Here is a 23,961-nt window from a genome sequence, read left to right as displayed (position 1 = left end):
GCGTGTTGGGAGCAGTTGATCATGCCTGAAACCGAACGTCGGCAGCGCTGACGGCGATACCGATGGATCTGGCGACCCTCTGGTATCTCACGACAGGAACGGCGGTCCTCGCCGCGATCATGACCTTCTGGGAGCGGAAGGGCCATGGCCAGCGCTCGCGCGAACTCGGCCTCTGGGCTTCGGCCTATGGCGTGTTCGTCATCGGCTGCGTGCTGGCGCTGAACCGCGACACGCTACCCGGCGTCGCCGGCCCGGCCATCACCAATGTCGTGATGATGCTCGGCTACCTCCTGGTGTTCCAGGGTGTCCTGGCACTGGACGGACGAAAGCTGCCCGCCACCCTGATCGCCGGCCTGCTCGCGGCTATCGGCACGGCCTGGTTTGCTGCCGGAGCCGGCGCGGCAGGCCTGCTCTGGAACCATGTCAGCGCCTTGCCGATCGCTGTCGTCTGCGGCCTGACCGCTTTCGCGCTGCTGCGCAGCCGCACGGTGCGGACCCTGCGCTCTCGCCCCGTCGCGGTCGCGACCTTCGCCTGCCACGCCCTGTTCTACGCCGCCCGCACCTTCGTCGTCCCGATCATCGCTTCGATCCACGGCGACGACGTGCTGCCGCTGGTGGCGGAGATCACGATGTACGAAGCCGTGCTGTTCACCGTCGCGATGCCGATGTCGCTGCTCGCCCTCGTGCGCGAGGAAGACCGGGCCAACCTGCTGGCGACCGCCCGCACCGATTTCCTGACCGGCCTCAACAACCGGCAAGGCTTCTTCGAGCTTGCGCCACGTCGCCTGAGCCACGCGGGGAAATACGCCCCGCATGCCCTGCTTGCCTTCGACCTCGATCACTTCAAGGCCATCAACGACCGCTACGGCCACGATGCCGGCGACCGTATCCTCAAGCTTTTCGCCGATATCGCGCGCGAGGTCGTGGCTCCCGGCAGCATGAGCGCCCGGCTCGGTGGCGAGGAATTCGCGATTCTGCTGCCCGATACGACGGGAGCGGATGCCCATGCGATCGGCCAGGACATCGCCCGGCGCTTTGCTGAAGCGGCCATGCGACATGACGGTCCCGGCATTCCCGCGACCGTCAGTATCGGCCTCGCCGAAGCCTGTGGGCGGGAGGCTGACCTCGCGACGCTTCTGGCCACCGCCGATCGCGCCCTCTACCGGGCCAAGATGCTCGGCCGCAACCGCATCGAGATCGCGAAGCCGGAGCCGGTCGCGAAGGCGGCTTAGGCACGCGCCCTCGGGCTACCCCTCTCACTCGCCTCTTCCGCCTCCGCGAAGAGAGCCGCCAGTGGCCGGGTGCCGTCCCAGAGGGCGGCACTCCACCCTTCCTTGCGTGCTGCGTCGACATTCGTCGGCTTGTCGTCGATGAAAAATATCTCGTGCGGCACGAAGCCCGACCGCCCCGCAACCGGCCGAAAGAATTCAGGCTCGGGCTTTGCGGAGCCGAGTTCCGCCGCATAGTGCATGCCGTCGAAAAACCGCTTCAGCGCGAGCTCGTCCCAGATGTAGCGGGCGCGCTCGTGCTCCTGCACCGTGGCGAGATGCAGCTTCACTCCGCTGGTCCTGATCGGCGCAAGCTGCGCCAGTAGACCATGATCGAGATGGGCATCGTTCTCGAACCAGTAGCGGATCAGCCTGCCGGCATCGAGTTCCGGCGCCATCTCGGCCAGCACCGGTGCGAGACGTTCCCGCAAGCTCGCGCGTCCCAGGATGATGTCCGGCCAATGCGGCGCGAAGAATGCCGATTGCAACAGCGCCGGTGACAGGCCGAGATCGCGTTCGAGATGGGTCGACCAGCCACCCGGCTCGGGGTGCACGATCACGACGCCATCGACGTCGACCATCAGGGTTTTGAATCGCATGTGCTGAGGATAGGGCCGGCTGAAGGCTTTGCCGAGCGGCTTATCACGCCCGTGTGCCACTCCGCGCATAGCGGCGCGGCGGCTGCCCGACATGGCGGCTGAAGGCCGTGCTGAACGTGCTGGCCGAGCCGTAGCCGACCTGCCGCGCGACCTCGTCGAGCGCGAGGTCGCCGCCGGCGAGCAGGGTCTTCGCCAGAGCCATCCGCCAGGCCAGCAGATATTCCATCGGCCGCAAGCCGACCTTGCGCATGAAGCGCTCGAAGAAGGCGGTGCGCGACATGCCGGCGCTGCGCGCGAGTTCCACCACCGTCCAGGGCCGCTCCGGCCGGCCATGGATCTGCCGGAGCGCATCGGCCACGCGCTGATCGGCGAGCCCGAGCAGCAGGCCGGGCGGTGCTTCATGGCTGCGTGCCGCCCGCAAGGCTTCGATCAGCAGGATCTCGACGAGCCGGGCCAGTACGAGATCGCGCCCGGCACTGTCCGCACCCGCCTCTTCCGCCACCAGCCGGACCAAAGTCGTGAGGCGCGGCACGCCGCGGATATGGATCATCCGCGGCAGCAGCGAGAGCAGCAGGGCGGCATCGGGCGTATCGAACAGGAAATAGCCGCCAAGCAGGCGGGCATCGGCGGGGCCGTCCTGCGTGCCATGGCGCACCTCCTCGGTGAGGGACGCCGCGACCTGAGGATCGATCGGCCGAGGCGTCACCGGCTCGAAACCCGAGAGCGTGAAGGCCGGCGTTGCCGGCAGCAGCACGAAATCGCCGGCCTCCAGCGTCACCGGCCCCTCGCCATCGACCGCGAGCCGACAGCTTCCTTCCAGCACGACGCAGAAGCTGGGCTGTCCGAAGGCGGCATAGCGCACGCCCCAGCGCCCGGCCCCGCTGATGCCCTTGGCGAACACCGCCTGGGGACGCAGCAAGGCGATCACCTGGGACAACGGGTCAGTCATTCCGAACTCTTGCAAACGAAATTTGGACTTATCATCGCTGATAGTTCAGAGCAACACGGATATCTCTCCGGCGTCAACCCCAAGCGCGAGAGAGAAACCGCCATGAAGACCGTCCTGATCACCGGCTGCTCCTCCGGCTACGGCCTCGAAACCGCCCGCCACTTCCACGCCAAGGGCTGGAACGTCATCGCCACGATGCGTAAGCCCCGCGCCGATCTCCTGCCGGTGTCCGAGCGGATGCGCATCCTCGCGCTCGACGTCACCGATCCCGACAGCATCGCCGCCGCCCTGGCCGAAAGCGGCCCGATCGACGCGCTCGTCAACAATACCGGTGTCGGCGTCGTCGGCGCCTTCGAGGCGACGTCGATGGCGCATATCCGCAAGGTATTCGAAACCAACACCTTCGGCGCGATGGCGATGACGCAGGCGGTGATCCCGCAATTCCGCGAACGCCAAGCCGGAATCATCGTCAACGTGACCTCCAGCGTGACGCTCGCCGCGATGCCGCTGGCCGCGGCCTATACTGCCAGCAAGACCGCGATCACCGGCTTCACCGGCTCGCTCGCTCATGAGCTCGGCGCCTTCGGCGTGCGCGTGAAGCTGGTCGAGCCCGGCTATGCCCCGACGACACGCTTCGCCCACAACACCGAAGTCCGCGTCCAGGACCTGATCCCGCCGGCCTATGCGGGTTTCGCCGAGCCGATCTTCGCCGGTTTCGCCAACCCGCCGCTCATCACCCGCGAGAGCGATGTTGCGGAGACGATCTGGCTGGCGGTGAACGATAGCTCCGGCCAGCTCCGCTTCCCGGCCGGCGCCGATGCCGTTGCCTTGGCAAAGGCGAGTTAAGTATTTGGCCGATTCCCGGATCATTCCCGATGGGAGCCACCGTTGTCATTCCGGGGCACGCCGCAGGCGTGAACCCGGAACCCACGACTGGGTGAGACATTCGACGCCGGGTTGCGAGCCGCTCGCCCAGTCGTAGGTTCCGGGTTCTTCGCTGCGCGAAGCCCCGGAATGACAAGCGTGTGCCGCGAAGCCGCACACCCCTGCGCCAGGCAATACCTAGGGCGCCTTGGCCTGCGGCCGTGCCGGACCTTCTATCGCCGGCAGCGATTTCAGGTATTCCGCCATTGCCATCCGGTCGGCCTCGGGCAATTGCGCGATATTGCGCACGACCGAGGCCATCGAGCCGCCGACGCTGTCGAAGCCCGGCGTGAAGCCGGTCTTCAGGAGTTCGGCGATCTCCTCCTTCGACCACTTGGCCAGCCCCTTCTCGGACTGGGTAATGTTCGGCACCCAGCCCTTGCCTTCCGGGTCCGGCCCGCCGGCGAACCGCGTTGCCGGGACGATGGCGCCAAGCACATTGCGGGCTGAATGGCACTCGGCGCAATGGCCGGGGCCGTTGACGAGATAGGCGCCGCGGTTCCAGGCCTCGCTCTTCGTCGGGTCGGGCCGGAACGGCGCGCCTTCGAAGAACAAGAGCTTCCAGCCTCCGACCATACGCCGAATGTTGAACGGGAACGACAGGTCGTGCGGCGCAGCCTTGCCCTCGACCGGCGCCAGCGTGCGGATATAGGCGAAGAGATCGGCCAGAGCCTTCGGCGGCATCAGCCGGTAGGAGGTGTAGGGAAAGGACGGGTAGAGATGCTGGCCGCGCGGCGAGACGCCGGCCGCCATCGCATCGACGAAGTCCTGCACGCCCCAGTTGCCGATGCCGTCACGCGTATGCGGCGAGATATTCGGCGCGTGGAACGTGCCGAAGGGCGATTCGAGCGCCAATCCGCCGCCGAGCCTGAGCTTGTCGTCCTGTCCGGGCGTGGCATGGCAGGAGGCGCAGCCGCCCGCGTTGAACAGCAGCTTGCCGTTCTCGACATCCGCCGCTGGCAGTGCGCCGATCTCCGGCGAAGGCGAGACCACACGCGGATCGGTCAGGACGTAGAAGCCCGCGAAGCCCACGACCGCCAGCAGCACGAGGGTCACGAAAAGGCGGCGCAGCAACAGCATCGAGGTCTCCCGTCGGCAGGTCGACAGATTGGACGGGCCGGCCTCACATCGGCAACCCTCAAAACGCAGCAATTCCAAACTGGCTCGTTTTCAACGCCCGCAGGGCGCGAAGGCTCCGGTGGCGACAAAAAAGCGGGCGGCCATCGCTGGCGCCCGCTTGCCGAACCAGCCGTGAGGCCGGTCACTTCTTGATGCGATAGACCTCGTGGCAAGTGCCGCAATTCTTCGTCACCGCGCCGAAGGCGGTGCGGAAACCGTCGAGATTCGCGACGGTCGCGCCGGCCGCCGCATCGGTCTCGAACTTGGCGAAGGCAGCCTTGAACCCGGCCTGATCCTCCCAGATCTTCGGATTGGCCGTGGTCTCGCCGCCGGTCTTGGAGGAATCCGGGAACAGGGTGGGCACCTTCTTGGCCGCATCGGCATAGGTCTTGAAGATCGCCTGCGCCTTGGCGGCATCGAAGGCCACTTCGCCCTTCGCGATCGCGGCACCATCGCGCGTCGCCGCGCCGACCGCCTTCATCGCGTCCTTGCGTTCCGCGATCGGGTTCGACTGCGCCATCACGGCAGTGAGGCCGAGCCCGAGGCCGGCAAGAACGAGAGCGGTGCGGATCATTCGGTTCCCCCTGAGACCAGTTCGCGCCGAATGGCGCTCTTTTGAACTTGTCTAGATCAAACGATGATCGCGCAACCGCCAAGTCGCTTTTGCGTGAGAAGGCTTGCAGAACCGCAAGTCTGCCCTTGCGTCAAAGCCGATAGCCAGCCTCTTTCAGGGCCGTGAAGACCTTGAGTGGCGTCGCCGGCATGTCCATGGCCTTGATGCCCGCCGCCCGGTCGAGCGCGTCGACAACCGCATTCATCACCGCCGGACAGGCACCGATCGCGCCGGCTTCGCCCGCACCCTTCACGCCGATCGCGTTGGTCAGGCAGCGGACATTGCGCGTCTCGAAATGGAAGTTCGGGATGTCGACGGCGCGCGGCAGGGCATAGTCCATGAAGGTCGCGGTCAGCATCTGCCCGTCCGGATCGAAGCGGATCTCCTCCATCAGCGCCTGGCCGATGCCCTGGGCCGAGCCGCCATGGACCTGGCCCTGCAGCATCAGCGGGTTCAGCGTCACGCCGAAATCGTCGACCACGACGTAGTTCAGGATCTCGGTGCCGCCGGTGCCGGGATCGATCTCCAGCTCGCAGACATGGGTGCCGTTCGGATAGGTCGCCTCCGGCGGCTGCCAGCTCTGGTGAACCTTGAGCAGGGCCGGCGTTGCGCCAGGCAGGGCCGCGATGGCCGCAAGGCCGAGCGCCTTGTCGGTGCCGACGATCCGCACCGCGCCGTCGACGATCTCGAGATCGCCCACCGCCGCCTCGAGCTTCTCGGAAGCGAGTTGCTTCAGGTTATCGGTCAGGATGCCCGTCGCCTTGTCGAGCGCCGCGCCGCCCACAGGAATCGAGCGCGAGCCGCCGGTGCCCGAGCCGGTCTCGACCCGGTCGGTATCGCCCTGCACGACGCGGATGCGATCCATCGGGATATCGAGATGCTGCGAGACGAGCTGCGAATAGGCCGTCTCATGCCCCTGCCCGTTCGACTGCGTGCCGATCAGCACGGTGACCGTGCCGTCTTTTTCAAGAATGACCGTGGAGCTCTCCGGCCCGCCGCCGCCGCAGGCCTCGATATAGCTGGCGAGGCCGATGCCGCGGATCTTGCCGGCCTTGGCGGAAGCCTTCTGGCGGGCCTTGAAGCCCTTCCAGTCGGCCACATCCATGGCGTGGCGCATATGGCCCTCGAACTCGCCGGAATCGTAGACCGGGCCGGTCTGCGTCTTGTGCGGCATCTCGGACGGCTTGACGAAATTCTGGGCGCGCACCGCGTCCGGCGTCTTGCCGGTCTCACGCGCGATCGCATCGACCAGCCGCTCGATCAGATAGGCGGCCTCGGGACGACCGGCGCCGCGATAGGCATCGACCGGCGTGGTGTGGGTCAGCACGCCCCGGAACACGACATGCACGGCCGGGATGTTGTAGCAGCCCGGCGTCATCGTGGTGCCGACCCAGGGGATGAAGGGCCCATATTGCGAGAGATAGGCCCCCATCTCGGCCGAGAGATCGACCTTGAGCCCGATGAACTTGCCCTTGGCGTCCAGCGCCATCGTCGCCGTCGCGAGATTGGCGCGGCCATGCGTGTCGGCGAGGAAATGCTCGTTGCGATCGGCGACCCAGCGCACCGGGCGCTTCAGCTTCTCCGCCGCGATCATCGCCAGCGGATATTCCCGGTAGAGGAAGATCTTGGTGCCGAAGCCGCCGCCGACATCCGGCGTCACCACGCGGATGCGCTTGGGATCGACCTTGAGCACATAGGTCGCGATCAGGTCGCGCATGCCATGGCTGCCCTGGCTGCCGAGCGTCAGGGTCCAGCGCTTGTCCGCCTTGTCGTATTCGGCGATGCAGGCGCGCGTCTCCATGTAATTGGAGGCGAGCCGGTTGTTGACGACGGTGAGTGACACGGTGCGGGCCGCCTTGGCGAAGGCCTTCTCGGTCTTCTCGCGATCGCCCTGCTCGGCTTCGAAGGCGACATTGCCGGTCCGGTCGGGCCAGACCTGCGGCGCATCCGCCTCGAGCGCCTCGGCGATGCCGGTTATGGCCGGCAGCGGGTCCCAGTCGATCGCGATCGCCTCGGCCGCGTCGCGCGCCTGCGCCAGCGTCTCCGCGACGATGAAGGCGACGGCCTCGCCGACATGGCGGACCGTATCGGTCGGCAGCACCGGGACCGGCAGCGACTTCGACATCTCGCCGGAGGTCGTCTTCACATGCCCCTTGCAGGGCAGGTCGCCGTATTGGGAGACGTCGGCGCCAGTCAGGATGAGCTTGACGCCCTTCATCTTGCGCGCGGTCTCGACATCCGCGACGGCGAAGCGGGCATGGGCGTAAGGCGAGCGCAGGACGAAGGCGTGCAGGGCGCCGTCTGCGGTTATGTCGTCCGTATAGCGGCCGGTGCCGGTGGTCAGGCGTTGATCCTCGACCCGCCGCACAGGCTGGCCGAAACCGAATTTCATGGGACGCATGAGGCATATCCTCAGTTTGGTCTGAAAGCCGATCCGGAAACTGTCGAGCCCTCATCCTGAGGAGCAAGCCGAAGGCTTGCGTCTCGAAGGATGCTCCAGATGGTTCCGGAGCCTCCTGGACCATCCTTCGAGACGCCGCTGATGCGGCTCCTCAGGATGAGGGCTTCTTTTCCAAACAGTCCAATGAAAGACTGGAGCATAAAACGCGCCACGTCAGCCCCGGCGCATCACGCGCCGGGAATGCGCCGCACGCATCGATCTCAGCGCGACATGCGAACGGCCGTCTCCGAGAGCGAAACCATGGTGTTGTAGTTGCTGACGATCCAATTGGCGTCGTTGGCCGCGCCGCGCCGGACATCGCCCTTGCTCTTGGCGAGCTTGTCGCTGAAATCGCGAAGCTTGCCGAGCCAGGAGCTGGCCTGGCTCTCGATGAAGGGCACGCCCTTGGGGTCCTTGTCCTTGAACGCGTCCATCTCGCGCACCGCGGCGGCATAGTCGGCGACCGCGGCGTTGAACGACTTGAGATCGACGATCGGGCTCTCGTTGCTCGGCATCAGGTCCATGACAGCGCGCGCGTTGATCATGATGTTGCGCACCTGCCAGCGGGCCGACTTGCCCTCGCGCTGCTCGACCGAGGCGAGCTCGCGCTGGTCGAGACCGCGCTTGTAGACACGCATCAGCGCGTCGAGCTTGGAACGCTCCTCCAGGAAGGTCCTGGCCGCCGGCACCATCAGCGCATGCAGCTTCTGGCCCTCGGCGAGATTGTCGTCGCGATAGTCCTTGCGGTCGTAATAGCGCTCGGCCTTGGTGATCAGCGGCGCCAGCTCCTGATAGGCCTTGATATAGCGGCCCATGGTCTCGTCGATCGCCGGCAGCTTCGGCTCGCGGGCCATCGCCTCCTCGGCCTTCTTGGTCTCGCTGGCCACGTCATAGAGGCTGTAGAGCCCGTAGGTGATGTAGCGCTCCTTGCCAGTCGGGCCCTTCTTCATGTCGACCCAGCTACCATAGCGCTCCCAGGACTGGATCGCGCGCAGCGTGCGGTTCATCAGCCCGGTATAGGCGTTCGACTTGGTGATCGCGGCCTGGAGGTCGTCGTCGCCGGCCTTGCTGGCGCTGCCGGCCGGCATCGTCGCCACGCCTTGCGCCCAGCCGGCCCCGGGCGCCGCCAGAAGGAGCGCGGTGGCGCAAACGGCACCGTAGAAGAATGCACGGGTCAGCATGGTCCTTATCCTTAGTCTTGCAAGCGGCGCGGGGCGCGGATCGGGCTTGAAGCCATCAATCCTGCGTCACCGGCTCGCCATGCATCAGCCAGTCCTTGAAGCCGCCGGCATAATGGCTGTCGATGTCGAGCCCGGCCGACTGCGCGAATTCGAGCGCGCGCCGCGAGCGCACGCCCGCCGCGCAGGAGAGCACGATGCGCTTGCCCGGCTCGTTCGGCAGGTCGGCGGGGTCGAATTGCGACAGGGGGCGCGATACGGAGCCCGGAATATGCCCGGCGGCGAATTCATGCGGCTCGCGCACGTCGACCAGCAGGATGGAGCCGTCGCCCAGGCCCGCCTTCACGGCGTCGATATCGAGGTCTTTCACGATCATGGGCAGGCCACTCCAGCTCGGTCAGGCGAGCCGTTGAGATAGGGCGGCATCCCGGGAAGCGCCACCGTTCGGCCGCGTTCCCGGGATTCCAAAACGAAAAGCAGCCGCGGGCGCAAGGCGCGCGGCTGCTCTGTCACTGAAGGAATCAGGCCTTCGGCGGAATCCGCAGGACCCAGCCCGGCTGGATCAGGTCGGGATTCTTGACCGGCGGCGTGTTGGCCTTGACGATCTCGGTGTATTTCGCGCCCTGGCCCTTGCCGTAATGCTCCTCGGCGATCTTCCAGAGCGTGTCGCCCTTCTTCACCGTGTAGAACACCGCCGCGGCGGCTTCCTTGGTCACGGCGAGGTCGGATTCGACCTGGGCCACGCCGGTGGTGTTGCCGAGCGCGAGAATGATCTTCTCGGCTTCTTCCGTCGAAACGGCCTTGCCGGACACCTTCACCTTGTCGCCGTCGATCTGGATATTGACGTCGGAAGGCAGGCCGTGCCCCGCAAGTTCCTTCTGCAGATCGTCGGCGGTCGCCGCCTTTGCCGAGCCGCCGAAAATCTTGGCGCCGGCATCCTTGATGAAACTGAACAGACCCATGAGTAAACCTCCGCGTGTCGCGGCGCTATCAAGCCCTGTCGGGCGGCCCTATGCAAGTCGGCAGGGAAAAGGTGTTTTGCTTGCCGGCTAGCGCAGATCGCGAAAAGCGAGGCCAAACGGCCTTTCCCGCACCGCCTGCGGCTGGCAAGAACGTCGCACACGAAAGCGGAGTTTCCCCCATGCTGACCCTCGCCCAGGCCCAGACCATTCTCCAGACCGCGCTCGGCCATGCCGAATCCAACGGCTTCAAGCCGCTCGCCATCGCCGTGCTCGACGCACGCGGCGCGCAAAAGGCCTTCGCCGCGCAGGATGGCACCAGCCTGAAGCGCGGCGAGATCGCGCTCGGCAAGGCGCATGGCGCGGTCGCGCTGGGCGTCGGCTCGCGCGCGCTGCACAAGATGGCGCTGGACCGCCCCTATTTCGTCGAGGCGGCGACCCATGCCGTCGGCGGCTCGCTGGTGCCGGTCCCCGGCGGCGTGCTGATCCGCTCGCCCGAAGGCGCGCTGCTCGGCGCGGTCGGCATCTCCGGCGACACCTCCGAGAATGACGAGGCCGCCGCCTGCGCCGGCATCACTGCCGCCGGGCTCAAGGCCGATACGGGAGCCTGAATCCACTCCGGCGACCGGGAAAAAGAGAAGGGTCTTTCCCCTCCCCGGTCGCCGCGCCGATTTCGCACTTTGCACTTGCCAACAGGCCTTCGAAGCCTCATGTCCTCCGCGCGGGTTCGTTAAATCGGACAGTTTGGACCGGCTCGAAGGTAGAATCATGAGCGAAGCGGCTGCCGCCAACGAAAACGAAGTCATCACCACCGACGTTGTCATCATCGGTGCCGGCCCTTGCGGCCTCTTCGCCGTCTTCGAGCTCGGCCTGCTCGATATCCGCGCGCATCTCGTCGACATCCTGCCGAAGGTCGGCGGGCAATGCGCGGAGCTCTATCCGGAGAAGCCGATCTACGACATCCCGGGCTTTCCGATGGTCACCGGCCAGGCGCTGGTCGACAACCTGCTGGAGCAGATCAAGCCGTTCGGCCCCACATTCCATCTCAACCAGATGATCGAGGCCGTGGAGCCAACCGGCACCACTGACGCGCCGCGCTTCCGCGTCACCACCGATGCCGGCACCGTCTTCGACACCAAGACCGTGATCATCGCGGCCGGCGGCGGCTCCTTCCAGCCGAAGAAGCCGCCGATTCCCGGTATCGAGGCTTACGAGGCCGGCTCCGTCTTCTACGCCGTGCGTAAGATGGAGACCTTCCGCGGCCGCAACATCCTGATCGTCGGCGGCGGCGATTCCGCCCTCGACTGGACACTGAACCTCCAGCCCATCGCCAACCGCGTCACGCTGATGCATCGTCGCGACGATTTCCGCGCCGCGCCGCATTCGGTCGAGCAGATGCGCAGCCTCGTCGCTGACGGCAAGATGGACATGAAGCTCGGCCAGGTCACCGGCCTCAAGGGCGAGAACGGCAAGCTTGAGGCGGTCGTCTGCCGCGGCACCGACAACGAGCCCTTCGAGATCGCCTGCGATACGCTGCTGCCCTTCTTCGGCCTGACGATGAAGCTCGGCCCGATCGCCGACTGGGGCCTGAACCTCAACGAGAACCTCGTTCCGGTCGACACCGAGAAGTTCGAGACCAGCGTGCCCGGCATCTTCGCCGTCGGCGACATCAACACCTATCCGGGCAAGCTCAAGCTCATCCTCTCGGGCTTCCACGAAGCGGCGCTCTGCGCCCAGAAGGTCCACCGCTACGTCTATCCGGAGAAGCGGCTGACCTTCCAGTACACGACCTCCTCGACGAGCCTTCAGAAGAAGCTCGGCGTCGCCTGAGCGAGCGTTTCTAGAGGGAAGCGTGTCATCCCGTGCGCGCCGCAGCGTGAAACGCTGCTGCGCAGGCACGGGACCGCGTGTCGCTTGGGGCTCCCTTCCTCACGGCCTCCGCAAGAGCGCCTTTTCCTGACAGCGGTCCCGTGTCTGCGCAGCGGCACTGCGCGCCGCAGCGCGCACGGGATGACACCGGTTCCCTGAAAGCAGGAAAGCCGCGGCACCCGCCGCGGCTTTTTCAATGCGCGACGGCGTCGCCCGGAATATGCGCGGATGCCGTGCCGTTGCGCGCCGCCGGGCCCTGGATGGTGCCCAGCCCCAGCGAATTGCGCACGCTCTCGGACGGGCCGGCCAGCTTCGGCATCTCGCCCGGCGCGGTCACAATCTGCGGCTCGGCGTGGCGCGGCGCCGGCGGCAGCATGTCGTCCGGCTCCTGCGGCTCGATGCGCGCCCTGAGCTCAGCCAGCGCCCCCCAGAGCGGCTGGAAGCTGAAGCGCACCTTATGCGTGCCGGCCGGCACCTGAACGGCACGAAACAGCACATTGGCCCGCAGGATCTCGGCCTCGACGCCATCGACCTCGGCCTTCCACCAGGGATGCCAGATATCGTTGAGCACGACGAAGCCGGCGACCGGGGTCGTGACCTCGATCTCGACCTGGGCATTGAAATAGCGCGTCAGCTTGACCTCGGCCTGAACGGCGACCGGCCCTTCCGGCGTCGCGACCGGCGGCTCGGTATCGAGCAGTACGGCCTGGGTCGGGTCGGTCTCCGGCCAGCGACCGGACAGCTTCATGCTCTCGAAATCGGCGAACTGCCAGCCGCCGACGAACTGCACACGCGGCAGCGCCCTTGGGTTCTCGTAGACATAGCCCTGCTTGGTCCGGGCGATCAGGGTCAGGTCGCTCTCGCTAAGGGCGCGGTCGACCTGCTCGATCGGAACCGGCGAGGCGATGTAGCGCAGGCCCAGCAGGTTCGCGAGCCGGCAGCGATAGGACGGGAAGAGCGGCGTGAACTTGCGGTCGGCCGGGCGGGCGATGCCGTCGCCGGTGCCGACCGCCTCGGAGAAATCCTCCAGCCGCAGCGGATTGTAGCCGAGCGTATGGTCGAAGCCGTGGACCATGCCGGCATTCGGCCATTCGAAGCCCATGCCGAGCAGCTCCACCCGGTCACGCCGCGGCGAGCCGTCAGGCTGCGAGGTCAACTGCTTCAGCAGTGCGATGGTGTCGTTCTTCGTGCGGGAATCCAGCACATCGTACATCTGCGGCGAGAGCGCCGTCGATTCGTTCGGGCCATTGTTGACGCCGAGATCAGCGGCGACGACGCCGGTGACCAGCACGGCCGCGGCCGCCGTGCCGAGCGCGCCGCGCCAGCGCTGCAGGATGAAGAAGGCCCCGCCCGCGAGCGCAAACCAGCCCAGCGCCATCGCAACCGGCTTCCAGGCGTCGGCGAGATGGCCCCAGCCGCGCGAGACCGCGAGCGCGAGCACGATCGTGCCGAGAACCAGCGCCGCCCCGACCAGCATGTCGCGGCGGAACGAAGTGCCCGCCTCCGCCGTCAGGATGCGATGCAGCACATAGCCCGAGAGAATCGCCGCGATGCCGCCGATCAGGAAGGTCGCATCGGCCGGGCGGCGGAACTGCTTCACGCCGGGGAGATATTCATAGGTCAGGTGGAACAGCGGCGTGTAGCGCCCGAGCGCGAACAGCACCATGAAGACCAGCATCAAGGTCAGCGGGCGCACCGACTTGTCCCAGAGCCAGCCGCGCGTGACGCCGGGCGCCAGCAGCAGCAGCAGCGGCAGCGCGCCGAAATAGACCTGCGCCATGTTCTGCGAGAGATAGAGCACCCGCGCATCGCCATAAGGGCCCCAGAACTCGACGGCCGGGTCCTTGGCCCCGAACAGGTCGCCGACGAAGGCGGAGAGCAGCGACATCGGATGCAGCGAGCCGCGCGCCGCGATCCCGAAATCGATCTCCGGCCGGGTCGTCGCCTCGGCGAAGAGCCAGGTCCAGATCAATGGCATGGCGATGACCGCAACGCCGACGACGCTTGCGGCCGTGATCGGCAGCAGGCTCGCCTTGAAGGCAGGCCAGCCGCCGGAAATCCAGTGCGCCACGACCATCGCGACCAGCACATAGCCGGCGAGCAGCGCGACCTGGTCCGGCTCCAGCACCATCATGCCGGCCGCGAGGCCGGCGAAGACGCCTGACAGGATCGAAGACCGTTGCAGCATTCGCGCCGTCAGCCAGAAGGCGATCGCGAAGAAGGCATAACTCGCGATCTGCCCGACATGCTGAACGCGCCAGGCAGCCGAGGCGCCGAAGGCGAAGACCAGCGCCGCCATCAGGCCGCCGGCCGGGTGCCAGCCGCGATCCCGGAAGAACATCAGAAGCGCGAGCCCGCCAGCCAGCAGATGCGCCAGCACATAGGCATCGACCTCGCGGAAGCTCGGCTCCGGCGAGATCAGCGCGAGCAGGATCGCGGGCGAGAAGATCAGCGATTGCGGATCGGCGATCTGCGGCGAGCCAGCGAAGACGTTGTGGTTCCAGAAGGGCGACTGGCCGGTATGGATCGCGTTGGCGAGGAACTGCACCTGCGCCTGGAAATGCGCCTTGGCGTCGAACGGAATCGTCACGGCCCCCGAAAGCCAGGGCCAGCACAGGATGCCCCATGCCACGACGAAACCGATGGCCGCCAGCAGGTAGCCGGCGCCCCTTGCATCAACGCGTCTCAACTGGACCCCCACGGTCCTCGGCACGAACGGTCCCGTTCTGGGATCCTGTCTCCAGCCCTGTCAGTGGCTGGACCATGGCGCTGCGTACCTGAACCGAATCTGAACGTGATCACGCCTCCGTGAACGAGGCTGATGACAGTCTGAAGAATGCGGAAATGGGATGTGTGAGTGCGGGCGTCCTTTCCTTCTCCCCTTGCGGGAGAAGGTGGCCCGAAGGGCCGGATGAGGGGTCGCTCAGGTCCGAATCGTCATTGCGAGCGTAGCGAAGCAATCCAGGGGGCTGGGTGAGGCGTTCGACCTGCCCCCTGGATTGCTTCGTCGCTTCGCTCCTCGCAATGACGGGAAGCGTCGCGCGACCCCTCACCCTAACCCTCTCCCGCAAGGGGAGAGGGGACAGCGCAGAGCCTCAGCGCGCCGCCGCAAGCCACCCCGCCAGCGCCTTCCGCTCGGACGGAGTCATGCCGGAGAGGTTGTTCGGCGGCATCGCATGGGTCATCACCGCCTGCGCGCGGATGGCGCGGGCATGCATGGCGATCTGCTCGGGTTCGTGCAGCATCACACCCTTGGGCGCGATCTGGATGCCGGGCCAGGATGGCTCCGGCGCGTGGCACATGGCGCAGCGCCCGGTCACGATATTCGAGACCTCGGTCGGCGGCAGCGTCATCCCCGCCAGCAGGATGGGCTTGCCCCCATCGCGCGCTTTGAGGCCGAGCTGCTCGCGCCCGCCGGGCGAGGACGACATCGCTACCCAGAAGGCGAGCCAGAGCGCCAGGATCGCCACCGCCCAGCACCACCAGGGCGACTTGGCGTGGTCGCCGTGCCGGATGTTGAAGAAATGCCGGATCAATGCCCCGGCGACGATCACCAGCGCCACCAGGAGCGGGATCACGCTCGAATTGGCATAGGTCACCGGATAGTGGTTCGACAGCATCAGTAACAGCACCGGCAGGGTGATGTAGTTGTTATGCGTCGAGCGCTGCTTGGCGGCCTTGCCGTATTTCGGGTCGGGCTTCTCGCCGGCTGTGAGCGCGGCGATCACCTTCCGCTGGCCGGGCATGATGTTGAAGAACACGTTGGCGGTCATGATCGTCGCCATCAGCGCGCCGGTATGGATCAGCGCGCCCCGTCCCGAAAAGACATTGGCGAAGGCCCAGCTTGCCGCGACGACATAGCCGAAACCGACGAGCCCGAGCAGGACGTCATGCTTGCCGAGCGGCGACTTGCACATCAGGTCGTAGATCAGCCAGCCGATCACCAGCGCCGTGATGCCGATCGCGCCCGCCGCGAAGGGCGAGAGCTGCATCACCGCCGGATCGATCAGGTACAACTCGGACTGCGCATAATAGACCCAGACGAGCAGGAAAAAACCCGAAATCCAGGTCCAGTAGCTCTGCCATTTGTGCCAGGTCAGCTCGGCCGGCATCATGGCCGGGGCGACCATGTATTTCCGCATCTCGTAGAAGCCGCCGCCATGCACCTGCCAGGCGCGCCCGCCGGTGCCGGGCGGAATGTCGTCCGCCGCCTTCAGCGAGGCGTCGAGATGGATGAAGAAGAACGAGGCTCCGATCCAGGCGATCGCCGTGATGACATGGAGCCAGCGCAGCATCATGCCGCCCCACTCCATCAGATAAGCTGCAAGCATCGCGTCACACTTTCAGAAACTTGGACTGGACGGCCGGATCATTCGGAGCCGTGCGAGGACTGCGCCGCCGAGAGGCGCGCGGCCTCGGCCGATTTCATGCCGTTGAAATAGAAGTTCAGCGCCACCGACACGACCGCCGTCAGCAGGATGCCCGAATGCAGGAACGGGTCCAGCCCATGCGGCAGTTTGCTGAAGAAGGTCGGCGCCACCAGCGGGATCATGCCGAAGCCGAGCGAGAGGGCGACGACATAGAGATTGTTGCGGCTGCTCTGATAATCGACGTTCTGCAGGATGCGCACGCCCGTCGCCGCCACCATGCCGAACATCACGATGCCGGCGCCACCGAGCACGAAGAGCGGCACGGATTCCACCAGCGCGCCGAGCTTCGGCATGAAGCCCATCGCCAGCAGGATCAGCCCGCCCGCCACCGTGACATAGCGCGAGCGCACGCCGGTGACCCCGACGAGCCCGACATTCTGCGAGAAGGAGGTGTAGGGGAAGGTGTTGAACACGCCGCCGATGACCGTGCCGATGCCGTCGGCGCGCAGGCCGCGGTTCATGTCGTCGCGCGAGATGGTGCGGCCGGTCATCGTGCCCAGCGCCAGGAACATGCCGGCCGATTCGATCAGCACCACGATCATCGTGATCGACATCGTCACCGCCGCCATCAGGTTGAAGGTCGGCCAGCCGAAGGCGAAGGGCGTGATCACCGCGAACCAGGGAGCCTGGCCGACCTTGCCGAAATGCATCATGCCCAGCGAAGCCGCGGCGAGGCAGCCGATCACGATGCCGCCGAGCACCGCGACATTGCAGAAGAAGCCCCGCGCGAATTTGGTGATGAGCAGGATGACGACGAGGACGAACCCGGCCATCGCCAGATGGATCGGCTCGCCATAGCCCGGCAGGTTCGGCGCCGCCGCGCCGGCCGCCCAGTTGACGCCGACCCGCATCAGCGAGATGCCGATCATCAGGATGATCGAGCCCGTGACCACTGGCGGGAAGAGCGGCAGCAGCGAGCCCATCACGGGGGCGATCAGCACGGCGAAAATGCCGGACAGGATCACCGCGCCGAAGATGCCGGTAATGCCGAGCGCGGGATCGGAAGCCATCGCCACCATCGGCCCGACGGCCGCGAAGGTGACGCCCATCATCACCGGCAAACGGATTCCGAAGGGCCCGATCCCGAGCGATTGGATCAGCGTGGCGATGCCGCAGGCGAGCAGGTCGGCATTGATCAGCAGCGCGACCTGTTCCGGTGGCAGCTTCAGCGCCCGGCCGACGATCAGCGGCACAGCCACTGCACCGGCATACATGACCAGGACATGCTGCAACCCAAGCGCGAACAACTTGGGCGGGGGCAGGACCTCATCGACGGGATGGACGGTCGACGCATCGACCCTTTCGCTCCGGACGGCGGCATCCATCGGCATTCCCCTTTTTCTTTGAGGCGCCTTTCCGGCACCTGAAAGCAGCGTAAAGCGGCACGCCGGGCAGCGTCGAGGGAGCATTGTCAACAAAAAGTCAAAGCTGCTTTGATCGCGACGAGCGGGTTTTGCCGCCGCGATCAGGCCCGGACGCCTTGCCCGGAAGGGTTGTCCCGCTACTGTGCTCGCCAACGGGATCAAGAGGGCGACGGATCATGGGACATCTCTCGACGCATGTGCTCGACACGGTGAACGGCCGCCCCGGCGCCGGCATCGTGGTGACGCTGGACCGGCTCAAGGCCGACGGTTCGCGCGAGCGACTGGTCGAGGCTGTGACCAACAGCGACGGGCGCACCGACGCCGCCCTGCTCTCCGGCACGCTTACCCCCGGCAGCTATGAACTGACCTTTGCCATCGGTGCCTATTTCCGCGGCCTCGGCACCGCCCTGCCAGAGCCCGCCTTCCTCGATCTCGTCCCCGTCCGCTTCGGCATAGCCGAGCCGGAGGGTCGCTATCACGTCCCGCTCCTGGCCTCGCCCTGGAGCTATTCCACCTATCGCGGCAGCTAGACCATCATGAGCCAGACCACCTATCCGCGCGACATGAAGGGCTATGGCCGCGCTGCTCCGCATCCGCACTGGCCGGGCGAGGCCCGCATCGCCGTCCAGTTCGTGGTCAATTACGAGGAAGGCGGCGAGAACTGCATCCTCCATGGCGATGCCGCCTCCGAGGCCTTCCTCTCCGAGATCGTCGGCGCAGCGCCCTGGCCAGGCCAGCGCCACATGAACATGGAGTCGATCTACGAATACGGCTCCCGCGCCGGCTATTGGCGGCTGTGGCGGATGTTCACCGAGCGCAACATGCCGGTCACGGTCTTCGCGGTGGCGAGCGCGCTGGCCCGCTATCCCGAGATCGTCGGCTCGATGCAGGAGGCCGGCTGGGAGATCGCCACTCACGGCCTGAAATGGATCGACTATCGCGATACGCCCAAGGAGCGCGAGCGCGCCGATATCCTCGAAGCCATCCGCATCCAGACCGAGCTCACCGGCGAACGTCCGCTCGGCTGCTACCAGGGCCGCACCTCCGAGAACACCATTCCCCTGACCATGGAGGAAGGCGGCTTCCTCTACACGGCGGACGTCTATGCCGACGAACTGCCCTATTGGCTCAGCAGTCCGAAGGGGCCGCAGCTCGCCGTGCCCTACACGCTCGACGCCAACGACATGCGCTTCGCCACGCCGCAGGGCTTCAACACCGGCGAGCAGTTCTTCACCTATCTCAAGGACTCGTTCGACACGCTCTATGCCGAGGGCGAGACCGCGCCGAAGATGATGTCGATCGGCCTGCATTGCCGCCTCGTCGGCCGGCCGGGCCGCGCCGCCGCGCTCGCCCGCTTCCTCGACTATGTGCAGAGCCATGAGCGGGTCTGGGTTGCGACCCGCCTCGACATCGCCCGCCACTGGGTCAGGACGCAGCCGCCCCAGGGCGGCTATGTCCCGTCGAAGCTGCCGAAGGCGCTGTTCATCGAAGTCTTCGGCCGCGTCTGGGAGCATTCGCCCTGGATCGCCGACGCGGCCCATGATGCCGGCATCGGCGCCGGCCACGACACAGCGGAAAGCCTCCACGCAGCGATGGTCGCGGCCATGCGCAAGGGTTCGGCCGAACAGCAGAAATCCCTGCTCACCGCCCATCCCGACCTCGCCGGCAAGCTCGCCGCCGCAGGCGAGCTCACGCCTGAATCGACGCAGGAGCAGGCCGGCGCCGGGCTCGATCGCCTCACCAGCGACGAGCGCGTCCGCTTCACGGCGCTGAACGAGTCCTACAAGACCCGTTTCGGCATCCCCTTCATCATGGCGGTGAAGGGCGCGACCAAGGCCCAGATCCTCACCGCCTTCGACGCGCGCTTGAAGAATACGCCCGAGCAGGAAACCGCGACGGCGCTGGCCGAGGTCGAGAAGATCGCCCTGTTCCGGCTGAAGGAACTGCTGCCGGCAGGCTGAGGCCTTCTTTCACAACCTCGTCATGCTCGGGCTTGACCCGAGCATCTCGGAAACCAGCGCCCTCTGGTCCTGAGGTTCTCGGGTCTGCGCTTCGCTCCGCCCGAGAATGACGCCCCTCGGCCCGGAACCTCCTCTCCTGCCACCACGTTGATGCGCGGAGACAATGGAGAGGTTTTCGTGTTCCGCCTGCTTCTGATCATCATCGTGCTGGTCGTCGGATATGACGCCGTCGTTCATCAGGGCGCTTATACGCGCGACGCCTGGAACAGTATCGTTCGCCTCACCGGCTCATCTGTCGAGGGCGCCAAGGAACTTGGTGAGCGCGCCCGCAACTGAGTCCCGGAATTCGCGAATTCCCGTAAAATGCGTGCGTCATCCCGGACGCAGCGAAGCGGAGATCCGGGATCCATCGTAGAGTGCGGCGCCCGACGATGGATCCCGGGGCAAGCCCGGGATGACGTCGTGTTTCCGCGCCACATTGAGAAAGGGTCAGGCAGTCGCCCGCCCCTCGACGATCCCCGCGATCGCCTCCAGCATGCGCGTATCGTCCCCTGCCAGCCCTTCCATCGCCGCCATGCGCTGGATCACCGTGCCGGCGATCGCCTCCTCCACGCTATCCTCGGCATAGGCGTAGAAGATCGTCGCGTGCTGGCCGTCGCGATGGCAACGCCCCTCGATCTGCTGCAGCTGGATCGCGCTATGGCGCATGTCGTGGATGACGAGCGCCCGCTCGCGCTCGCCGCCCGGCATCTCGCCGCGATGCAGCGAGATCGACTCGGTGACGGTGAAGATCACCGCATCGAGCTGCCCCGTCTGGAAAGCGATGCGGGTCTCCTCGTTTTGCACGCCGGAGCGCTCGCCATTGATCTCGGCGGTGCGCCAGCCGCGCCCGCGCAACGTCTCGGCGAGCATCGCGCTGGTTTCGAGGAAGGCGACGGAGACCGCGACCTGCTCGTCATTGCCCAGCAGGTCCTCGCAGAAATCCGCCGTGCCGGGAATGCGGAGCAAACTGGCTTTCTGCCGGAAGCGCAGATCGGCGGCCCAGCCCTGCGGTTTGCGCGTCGACCCCCCGGCTAGGCCCAACTCCTTGCGGAACTCACGCCAGGTCGCGTCATAGAGCTTGCGCGCAGCGGTATCGAGCGCGACCGGCGCGAGCTCCCGCTGCACCTCCGGCCAGCCGGCGATCTCTTCCGGCCGCCGGCGCAGGCCGATGGCGTTGGCGCCGCGATAGAGCAGGTCCGCCATCACCTTGCGGTCGGTCTCGTTCGGCTCCCAGCTCCAGTTCTTCCAGCGCCCCTTGGCGCGGCCGATCTTGAGGCGCTTCATCAGCCCGCGAAACCCGTCGAGATCGGCAGTGGGCATGCCCGCCGCCTTGGCCAATAACGGCGCCAGATAGGACAATTCATGCGGCGACTGGCCGGCGGTCGCGCTCATATAAATCGTGAAATCGGCTGCTTCCGCCATCTGCCGGCACACAAGCCCCTGCTGCGAATTCGGATTGCGGATGCGGTGCGCCTCGTCGATCACGACGAGCGGCCAGACGCGCTTCGGGCGGCCGTGCTTGGCGATCTCGTTATTCTTCGCCCGCGCCGAGCGCTTCTTGCTGTCGGCGACAGGCGCAAGCAGCGACTTCGTCTTCTCGAAATTCATCAGCGTCACGCGCTTCGCCGGCAGGCCCGACAGCGCCATGGTCCGCCGCCACTGCGGGATCGCGCCCTTCGGGCAGATCACCAGCACCTCCTCCTCCGGCATCGCCGATAGCGCCAGCCAGGCCGAGAGCGTCTTGCCGAGCCCGGTGAGGTCCCCCAGCAGGAAGCCGGCCGCGCCCTTCCCCCGCGCCGCCAGGATGGCGTCTCGCGCGACGAGCTGGTGCGGATGCGGGATCATCGTCATGCGGTTGGACGTGCTCAGTCGTGTGGCGAGGCGCCCGCCCTGCCCGGCGGGCATGGCGCGCCCGGCTCTCTTGGCACTGGCGCCGGCTCGCGTCCACCGGCACTGTGCCGGCCACTTATTGGGGAGACGACAAGACCATGACCCGCGCGCAGGCGATTGCGAAAGCCCAGGACTATTTCGACTCAGGCCGGATGAAGGACGATCTCGGCCGGCTTATCGCGATCCCGACCGAAAGCCAGAATCCCGACCGTGCTCCGGTGCTCGGCGAGTATCTCGACAAGGAGATGCAGCCCCTGCTCGAATCGCTCGGCTTCACTTGCCGCATCCTGACCCATGCCAAGGCACGCGGCCCCTTCCTCTATGCCGAGCGCATCGAGGACCCCGCCCTGCCGACCATTATCGGCTACGGCCATGGCGATGTGATCCGCGGCCTCGACGCGCAATGGAGCGAAGGCCTCTCGCCCTGGAAGCTCGTCGAGCGTGACGGCCGCTGGTACGGCCGCGGCGTCGTCGACAACAAGGGCCAGCACCTCATCAACATCAACGGCCTGCGCGCCGTGCTGGAGACGCGCGGCAAGCTCGGCTTCAACGCCAAGTACCTGATCGAGATGGGCGAGGAATCCGGCTCGCCGGGCCTGCGCGAACTTTGCGAGGACGAGGCCGAATTGCTCAAGGCCGATGTCCTGATCGCCTCGGACGGCCCGCGCCTCAATGCCGAGCGCCCCACGGTCTTCCTGGGCGCCCGTGGCGTCATCACCTTCGACCTGCAGATCACCGCACGCGAGGGCGGCCACCATTCCGGCAACTGGGGCGGCATCCTCTCCGATCCGGCGATCCAGCTCGCCCATGCCATCGCCTCGATCACCTCGCCCACCGGCCAGATCCGCATCCATGAATGGGTGCCGAAGGAACTGCCCGACGGCGTTCGCCGCGCGCTCGCCGATTGCGAGATCGACGGCGGCCCGGACGGCCCGACCATCGACCCGAACTGGGGCGAGCCCGGCCTGTCCCCAGCCGAGCAGGTCTTCGGCTGGTGTTCCTTCGACGTTCTCGCGATGAAGTCCGGCGTGCCGGAAACGCCGGTCAATGCCGTGCCGCCGAGTGCCTGGGCGCGCGTCGCGCTGCGCTTCGTCGTCGGCATCGACCCGCGCGACGTCGCGCCGGCGCTGCGCCGTCATCTCGACCGCCACGGCTTCGACATGGTCGAGATCGTCATGCCGGGAACCGAGCGCTTCGGCGCAACGCGGCTCGACCCCGACGATGCCTGGGTGCGATTCACCATCGATTCGATCGCCGAGAGCACCGGCAAGAAGCCGGCTCTGCTGCCCAATCTCGGCGGCTCGCTGCCGAACGACATCTTCGCCGAGATCCTGAAGCTGCGCACGATCTGGGTGCCGCATTCCTATCCGGGCTGCTCGCAGCACGCCCCGGACGAGCATCTGCCGGCAGCCATCGCGCGCGAAGGGCTCGTCGCCATGGCCGGGCTCTACTGGGATATCGGCGCCGGCAACGCCCCGAAGCTCTGATCCGGACTATTCCTGCGGCTGGCGCGGATCGCGTCCCGGCGGCAGATCGATCGGCGTCGCCGGGGGAGCCTCCGGCGGCGCATTCGGCGGCAGTTCCGGCGGCGGCTCGGTCGGGATGCCCTGCGGTTCGGCGTCCGGCGGCGATTCGACCGGCGGAGCCGGAGGAACCTCGGCCGGCGTCAGCGGCGGCACCTCGGGCGGCGGATTCGGGATGGCCGGCGTATTGCCGGGCGCGGCCGCAAGGCCTTGATCCAATGGCATCATGTGAAACCTGTCCTTTCGGACAGGAACGCCCGAGCCGCCGAAAGGCTCCCTCCCGCTCGGGGAAGCGTCGCTGCTTAGTCCGGCGGCCGAGACGTGCCTTCATCGCCCGGGAGCGGATGGCGGCGCTGCAAGCGGCTCTCCAGCGAATGGTCGAGAAACAGCAGGACGAGCGCCAGGACCGTGGCCGCCAGCGTCACCGGCCATTTGCCCAAGCCCGCTGAGCAGCCCAGCGCAGCCGTCACCCAGATCGCCGCCGCCGTGGTCAAGCCATGGGGCATCAGGTCGCCATCGCGGCGGATGATCAGGCCGGCGCCCAGAAAACCGACGCCGGTCAGCACGCCCTGGACCACGCGACTCGCAGCATCGGGATGCAGGGTCTCGCTGAACAGGCTCGCAGCGGCAGCGGTGCCGAGCCCGACCAGCCCGAAGGTCCTGAGGCCGGCGCTCTTGCGCTGGAGTGTCCGCTGCCAGCCGACCGCGACACCAGCCACAAGGCCGGCCAGCAATCGCAGCACCAATTCGAATTCGCCCACGCTGCTGCTCGCTCCGTCGCCATTTCAGGCAGACGATAACACAGCCTCGGGCCGGCGAAGGCGCAAGCCATT

General features: G+C 66.7%; 22 protein-coding genes. 8 read left to right on the top strand and 14 right to left on the bottom strand.

The features are described from left to right. Nucleotides 1-62: 62 nt before the first annotated feature. A complete protein-coding gene (locus AC07NY_RS08640) occupies nucleotides 63-1,232 on the top strand; it encodes a GGDEF domain-containing protein (RefSeq protein ID WP_494583259.1) in 1,170 nt (389 codons plus the stop codon). Here AC07NY_RS08640 and AC07NY_RS08635 read toward each other — a convergent pair. Both AC07NY_RS08635 and AC07NY_RS08630 read right to left on the bottom strand, forming a co-directional pair. Then, nucleotides 1,229-1,849, bottom strand: coding sequence for an HAD-IA family hydrolase (locus AC07NY_RS08635; RefSeq protein ID WP_494583257.1), 621 nt, complete (start codon nucleotides 1,847-1,849; stop codon nucleotides 1,229-1,231). The two genes, AC07NY_RS08640 and AC07NY_RS08635, sit on opposite strands and share 4 nt — an antisense overlap. A gap of 61 nt (nucleotides 1,850-1,910) precedes the next feature. Next, nucleotides 1,911-2,816, bottom strand: coding sequence for an AraC family transcriptional regulator (locus AC07NY_RS08630; protein WP_494583255.1), 906 nt, complete (start codon nucleotides 2,814-2,816; stop codon nucleotides 1,911-1,913). 102 nt (nucleotides 2,817-2,918) lie between these two features. On the opposite strand from AC07NY_RS08630, the gene AC07NY_RS08625 reads away from it, so the two are divergent. Further along, nucleotides 2,919-3,662: an SDR family oxidoreductase gene (locus AC07NY_RS08625; RefSeq protein ID WP_494583253.1), complete on the top strand. Its 744-nt coding sequence runs from the start codon at nucleotides 2,919-2,921 to the stop codon at nucleotides 3,660-3,662. A 216-nt stretch (nucleotides 3,663-3,878) separates the two neighbouring features. On the opposite strand, the gene AC07NY_RS08620 is transcribed toward AC07NY_RS08625, so the two are convergent. The 6 genes from AC07NY_RS08620 to lysM all read right to left on the bottom strand — a co-directional run bounded on the left by AC07NY_RS08620 (nucleotide 3,879) and on the right by lysM (nucleotide 10,052). After that, nucleotides 3,879-4,820 (bottom strand): c-type cytochrome, encoded by a 942-nt coding sequence (locus tag AC07NY_RS08620; RefSeq protein ID WP_494583251.1) that lies wholly within the window; start codon nucleotides 4,818-4,820, stop codon nucleotides 3,879-3,881. 181 nt (nucleotides 4,821-5,001) lie between these two features. Continuing rightward, nucleotides 5,002-5,433, bottom strand: coding sequence for a c-type cytochrome (locus AC07NY_RS08615; protein WP_492287235.1), 432 nt, complete (start codon nucleotides 5,431-5,433; stop codon nucleotides 5,002-5,004). A 130-nt stretch (nucleotides 5,434-5,563) separates the two neighbouring features. Next, complete coding sequence (locus tag AC07NY_RS08610) at nucleotides 5,564-7,873, bottom strand: xanthine dehydrogenase family protein molybdopterin-binding subunit (RefSeq protein WP_494583249.1); 2,310 nt, start codon at nucleotides 7,871-7,873, stop codon at nucleotides 5,564-5,566. A 260-nt stretch (nucleotides 7,874-8,133) separates the two neighbouring features. Then, nucleotides 8,134-9,093 (bottom strand): DUF3829 domain-containing protein, encoded by a 960-nt coding sequence (locus AC07NY_RS08605; protein ID WP_494583247.1) that lies wholly within the window; start codon nucleotides 9,091-9,093, stop codon nucleotides 8,134-8,136. A 55-nt stretch (nucleotides 9,094-9,148) separates the two neighbouring features. Beyond that, nucleotides 9,149-9,466 (bottom strand): rhodanese-like domain-containing protein, encoded by a 318-nt coding sequence (locus tag AC07NY_RS08600; RefSeq protein ID WP_492287232.1) that lies wholly within the window; start codon nucleotides 9,464-9,466, stop codon nucleotides 9,149-9,151. A 145-nt stretch (nucleotides 9,467-9,611) separates the two neighbouring features. Beyond that, nucleotides 9,612-10,052, bottom strand: a complete 441-nt coding sequence (lysM, locus tag AC07NY_RS08595) for a peptidoglycan-binding protein LysM (protein WP_257732329.1) — start codon at nucleotides 10,050-10,052, stop codon at nucleotides 9,612-9,614. Nucleotides 10,053-10,231: 179 nt separating this feature from the next. Between lysM and AC07NY_RS08590 the strand changes: the two genes are divergently transcribed. Both AC07NY_RS08590 and AC07NY_RS08585 read left to right on the top strand, forming a co-directional pair. Next, nucleotides 10,232-10,660, top strand: a complete 429-nt coding sequence (locus tag AC07NY_RS08590; protein WP_494583244.1) for a GlcG/HbpS family heme-binding protein — start codon at nucleotides 10,232-10,234, stop codon at nucleotides 10,658-10,660. 157 nt (nucleotides 10,661-10,817) lie between these two features. Further along, nucleotides 10,818-11,879, top strand: coding sequence for an NAD(P)/FAD-dependent oxidoreductase (locus tag AC07NY_RS08585; RefSeq protein WP_494583242.1), 1,062 nt, complete (start codon nucleotides 10,818-10,820; stop codon nucleotides 11,877-11,879). A 232-nt stretch (nucleotides 11,880-12,111) separates the two neighbouring features. Here AC07NY_RS08585 and AC07NY_RS08580 read toward each other — a convergent pair whose 3' ends face one another. The 3 genes from AC07NY_RS08580 to AC07NY_RS08570 form a co-directional block, all read right to left on the bottom strand. Beyond that, nucleotides 12,112-14,607: a hypothetical protein gene (locus tag AC07NY_RS08580; RefSeq protein ID WP_494583240.1), complete on the bottom strand. Its 2,496-nt coding sequence runs from the start codon at nucleotides 14,605-14,607 to the stop codon at nucleotides 12,112-12,114. Between the two features lie 406 nt (nucleotides 14,608-15,013). Next, on the bottom strand, nucleotides 15,014-16,249 hold the full coding sequence (locus AC07NY_RS08575; protein WP_494583238.1) for a urate hydroxylase PuuD: 1,236 nt from the start codon (nucleotides 16,247-16,249) through the stop codon (nucleotides 15,014-15,016). Nucleotides 16,250-16,287: 38 nt separating this feature from the next. Continuing rightward, complete coding sequence (locus AC07NY_RS08570; protein WP_492287227.1) at nucleotides 16,288-17,673, bottom strand: nucleobase:cation symporter-2 family protein; 1,386 nt, start codon at nucleotides 17,671-17,673, stop codon at nucleotides 16,288-16,290. Between the two features lie 215 nt (nucleotides 17,674-17,888). On the opposite strand from AC07NY_RS08570, the gene uraH reads away from it, so the two are divergent. The 3 genes from uraH to AC07NY_RS08555 all read left to right on the top strand — a co-directional run bounded on the left by uraH (nucleotide 17,889) and on the right by AC07NY_RS08555 (nucleotide 20,009). After that, complete coding sequence (gene uraH / locus AC07NY_RS08565) at nucleotides 17,889-18,242, top strand: hydroxyisourate hydrolase (protein ID WP_494583236.1); 354 nt, start codon at nucleotides 17,889-17,891, stop codon at nucleotides 18,240-18,242. Nucleotides 18,243-18,248: 6 nt separating this feature from the next. Continuing rightward, complete coding sequence (gene puuE / locus AC07NY_RS08560; RefSeq protein WP_494583234.1) at nucleotides 18,249-19,673, top strand: allantoinase PuuE; 1,425 nt, start codon at nucleotides 18,249-18,251, stop codon at nucleotides 19,671-19,673. A 177-nt stretch (nucleotides 19,674-19,850) separates the two neighbouring features. Continuing rightward, complete coding sequence (locus AC07NY_RS08555; RefSeq protein ID WP_199088394.1) at nucleotides 19,851-20,009, top strand: hypothetical protein; 159 nt, start codon at nucleotides 19,851-19,853, stop codon at nucleotides 20,007-20,009. Nucleotides 20,010-20,162: 153 nt separating this feature from the next. On the opposite strand, the gene AC07NY_RS08550 is transcribed toward AC07NY_RS08555, so the two are convergent. Next, complete coding sequence (locus AC07NY_RS08550) at nucleotides 20,163-21,620, bottom strand: SNF2-related protein (RefSeq protein ID WP_494583232.1); 1,458 nt, start codon at nucleotides 21,618-21,620, stop codon at nucleotides 20,163-20,165. An 83-nt stretch (nucleotides 21,621-21,703) separates the two neighbouring features. Between AC07NY_RS08550 and AC07NY_RS08545 the strand changes: the two genes are divergently transcribed. Further along, on the top strand, nucleotides 21,704-23,092 hold the full coding sequence (locus AC07NY_RS08545; RefSeq protein ID WP_494583230.1) for a M20 family metallopeptidase: 1,389 nt from the start codon (nucleotides 21,704-21,706) through the stop codon (nucleotides 23,090-23,092). A 6-nt stretch (nucleotides 23,093-23,098) separates the two neighbouring features. Here the strand turns inward: AC07NY_RS08545 and AC07NY_RS08540 are convergent, their stop codons facing one another. Then, nucleotides 23,099-23,356, bottom strand: coding sequence for a hypothetical protein (locus tag AC07NY_RS08540; RefSeq protein WP_492287222.1), 258 nt, complete (start codon nucleotides 23,354-23,356; stop codon nucleotides 23,099-23,101). 74 nt (nucleotides 23,357-23,430) lie between these two features. After that, entirely contained in the window at nucleotides 23,431-23,889 is a 459-nt protein-coding gene (locus AC07NY_RS08535; protein ID WP_494583228.1) for an MgtC/SapB family protein, read from the bottom strand. Nucleotides 23,890-23,961: the final 72 nt, after the last annotated feature.

Source organism: Allobosea sp. GW821-FHT09G06 (assembly GCF_059416005.1).
Note: the sequence above shows the minus strand (reverse complement) of the source record. Positions and strands in the feature narration are given on the sequence as shown.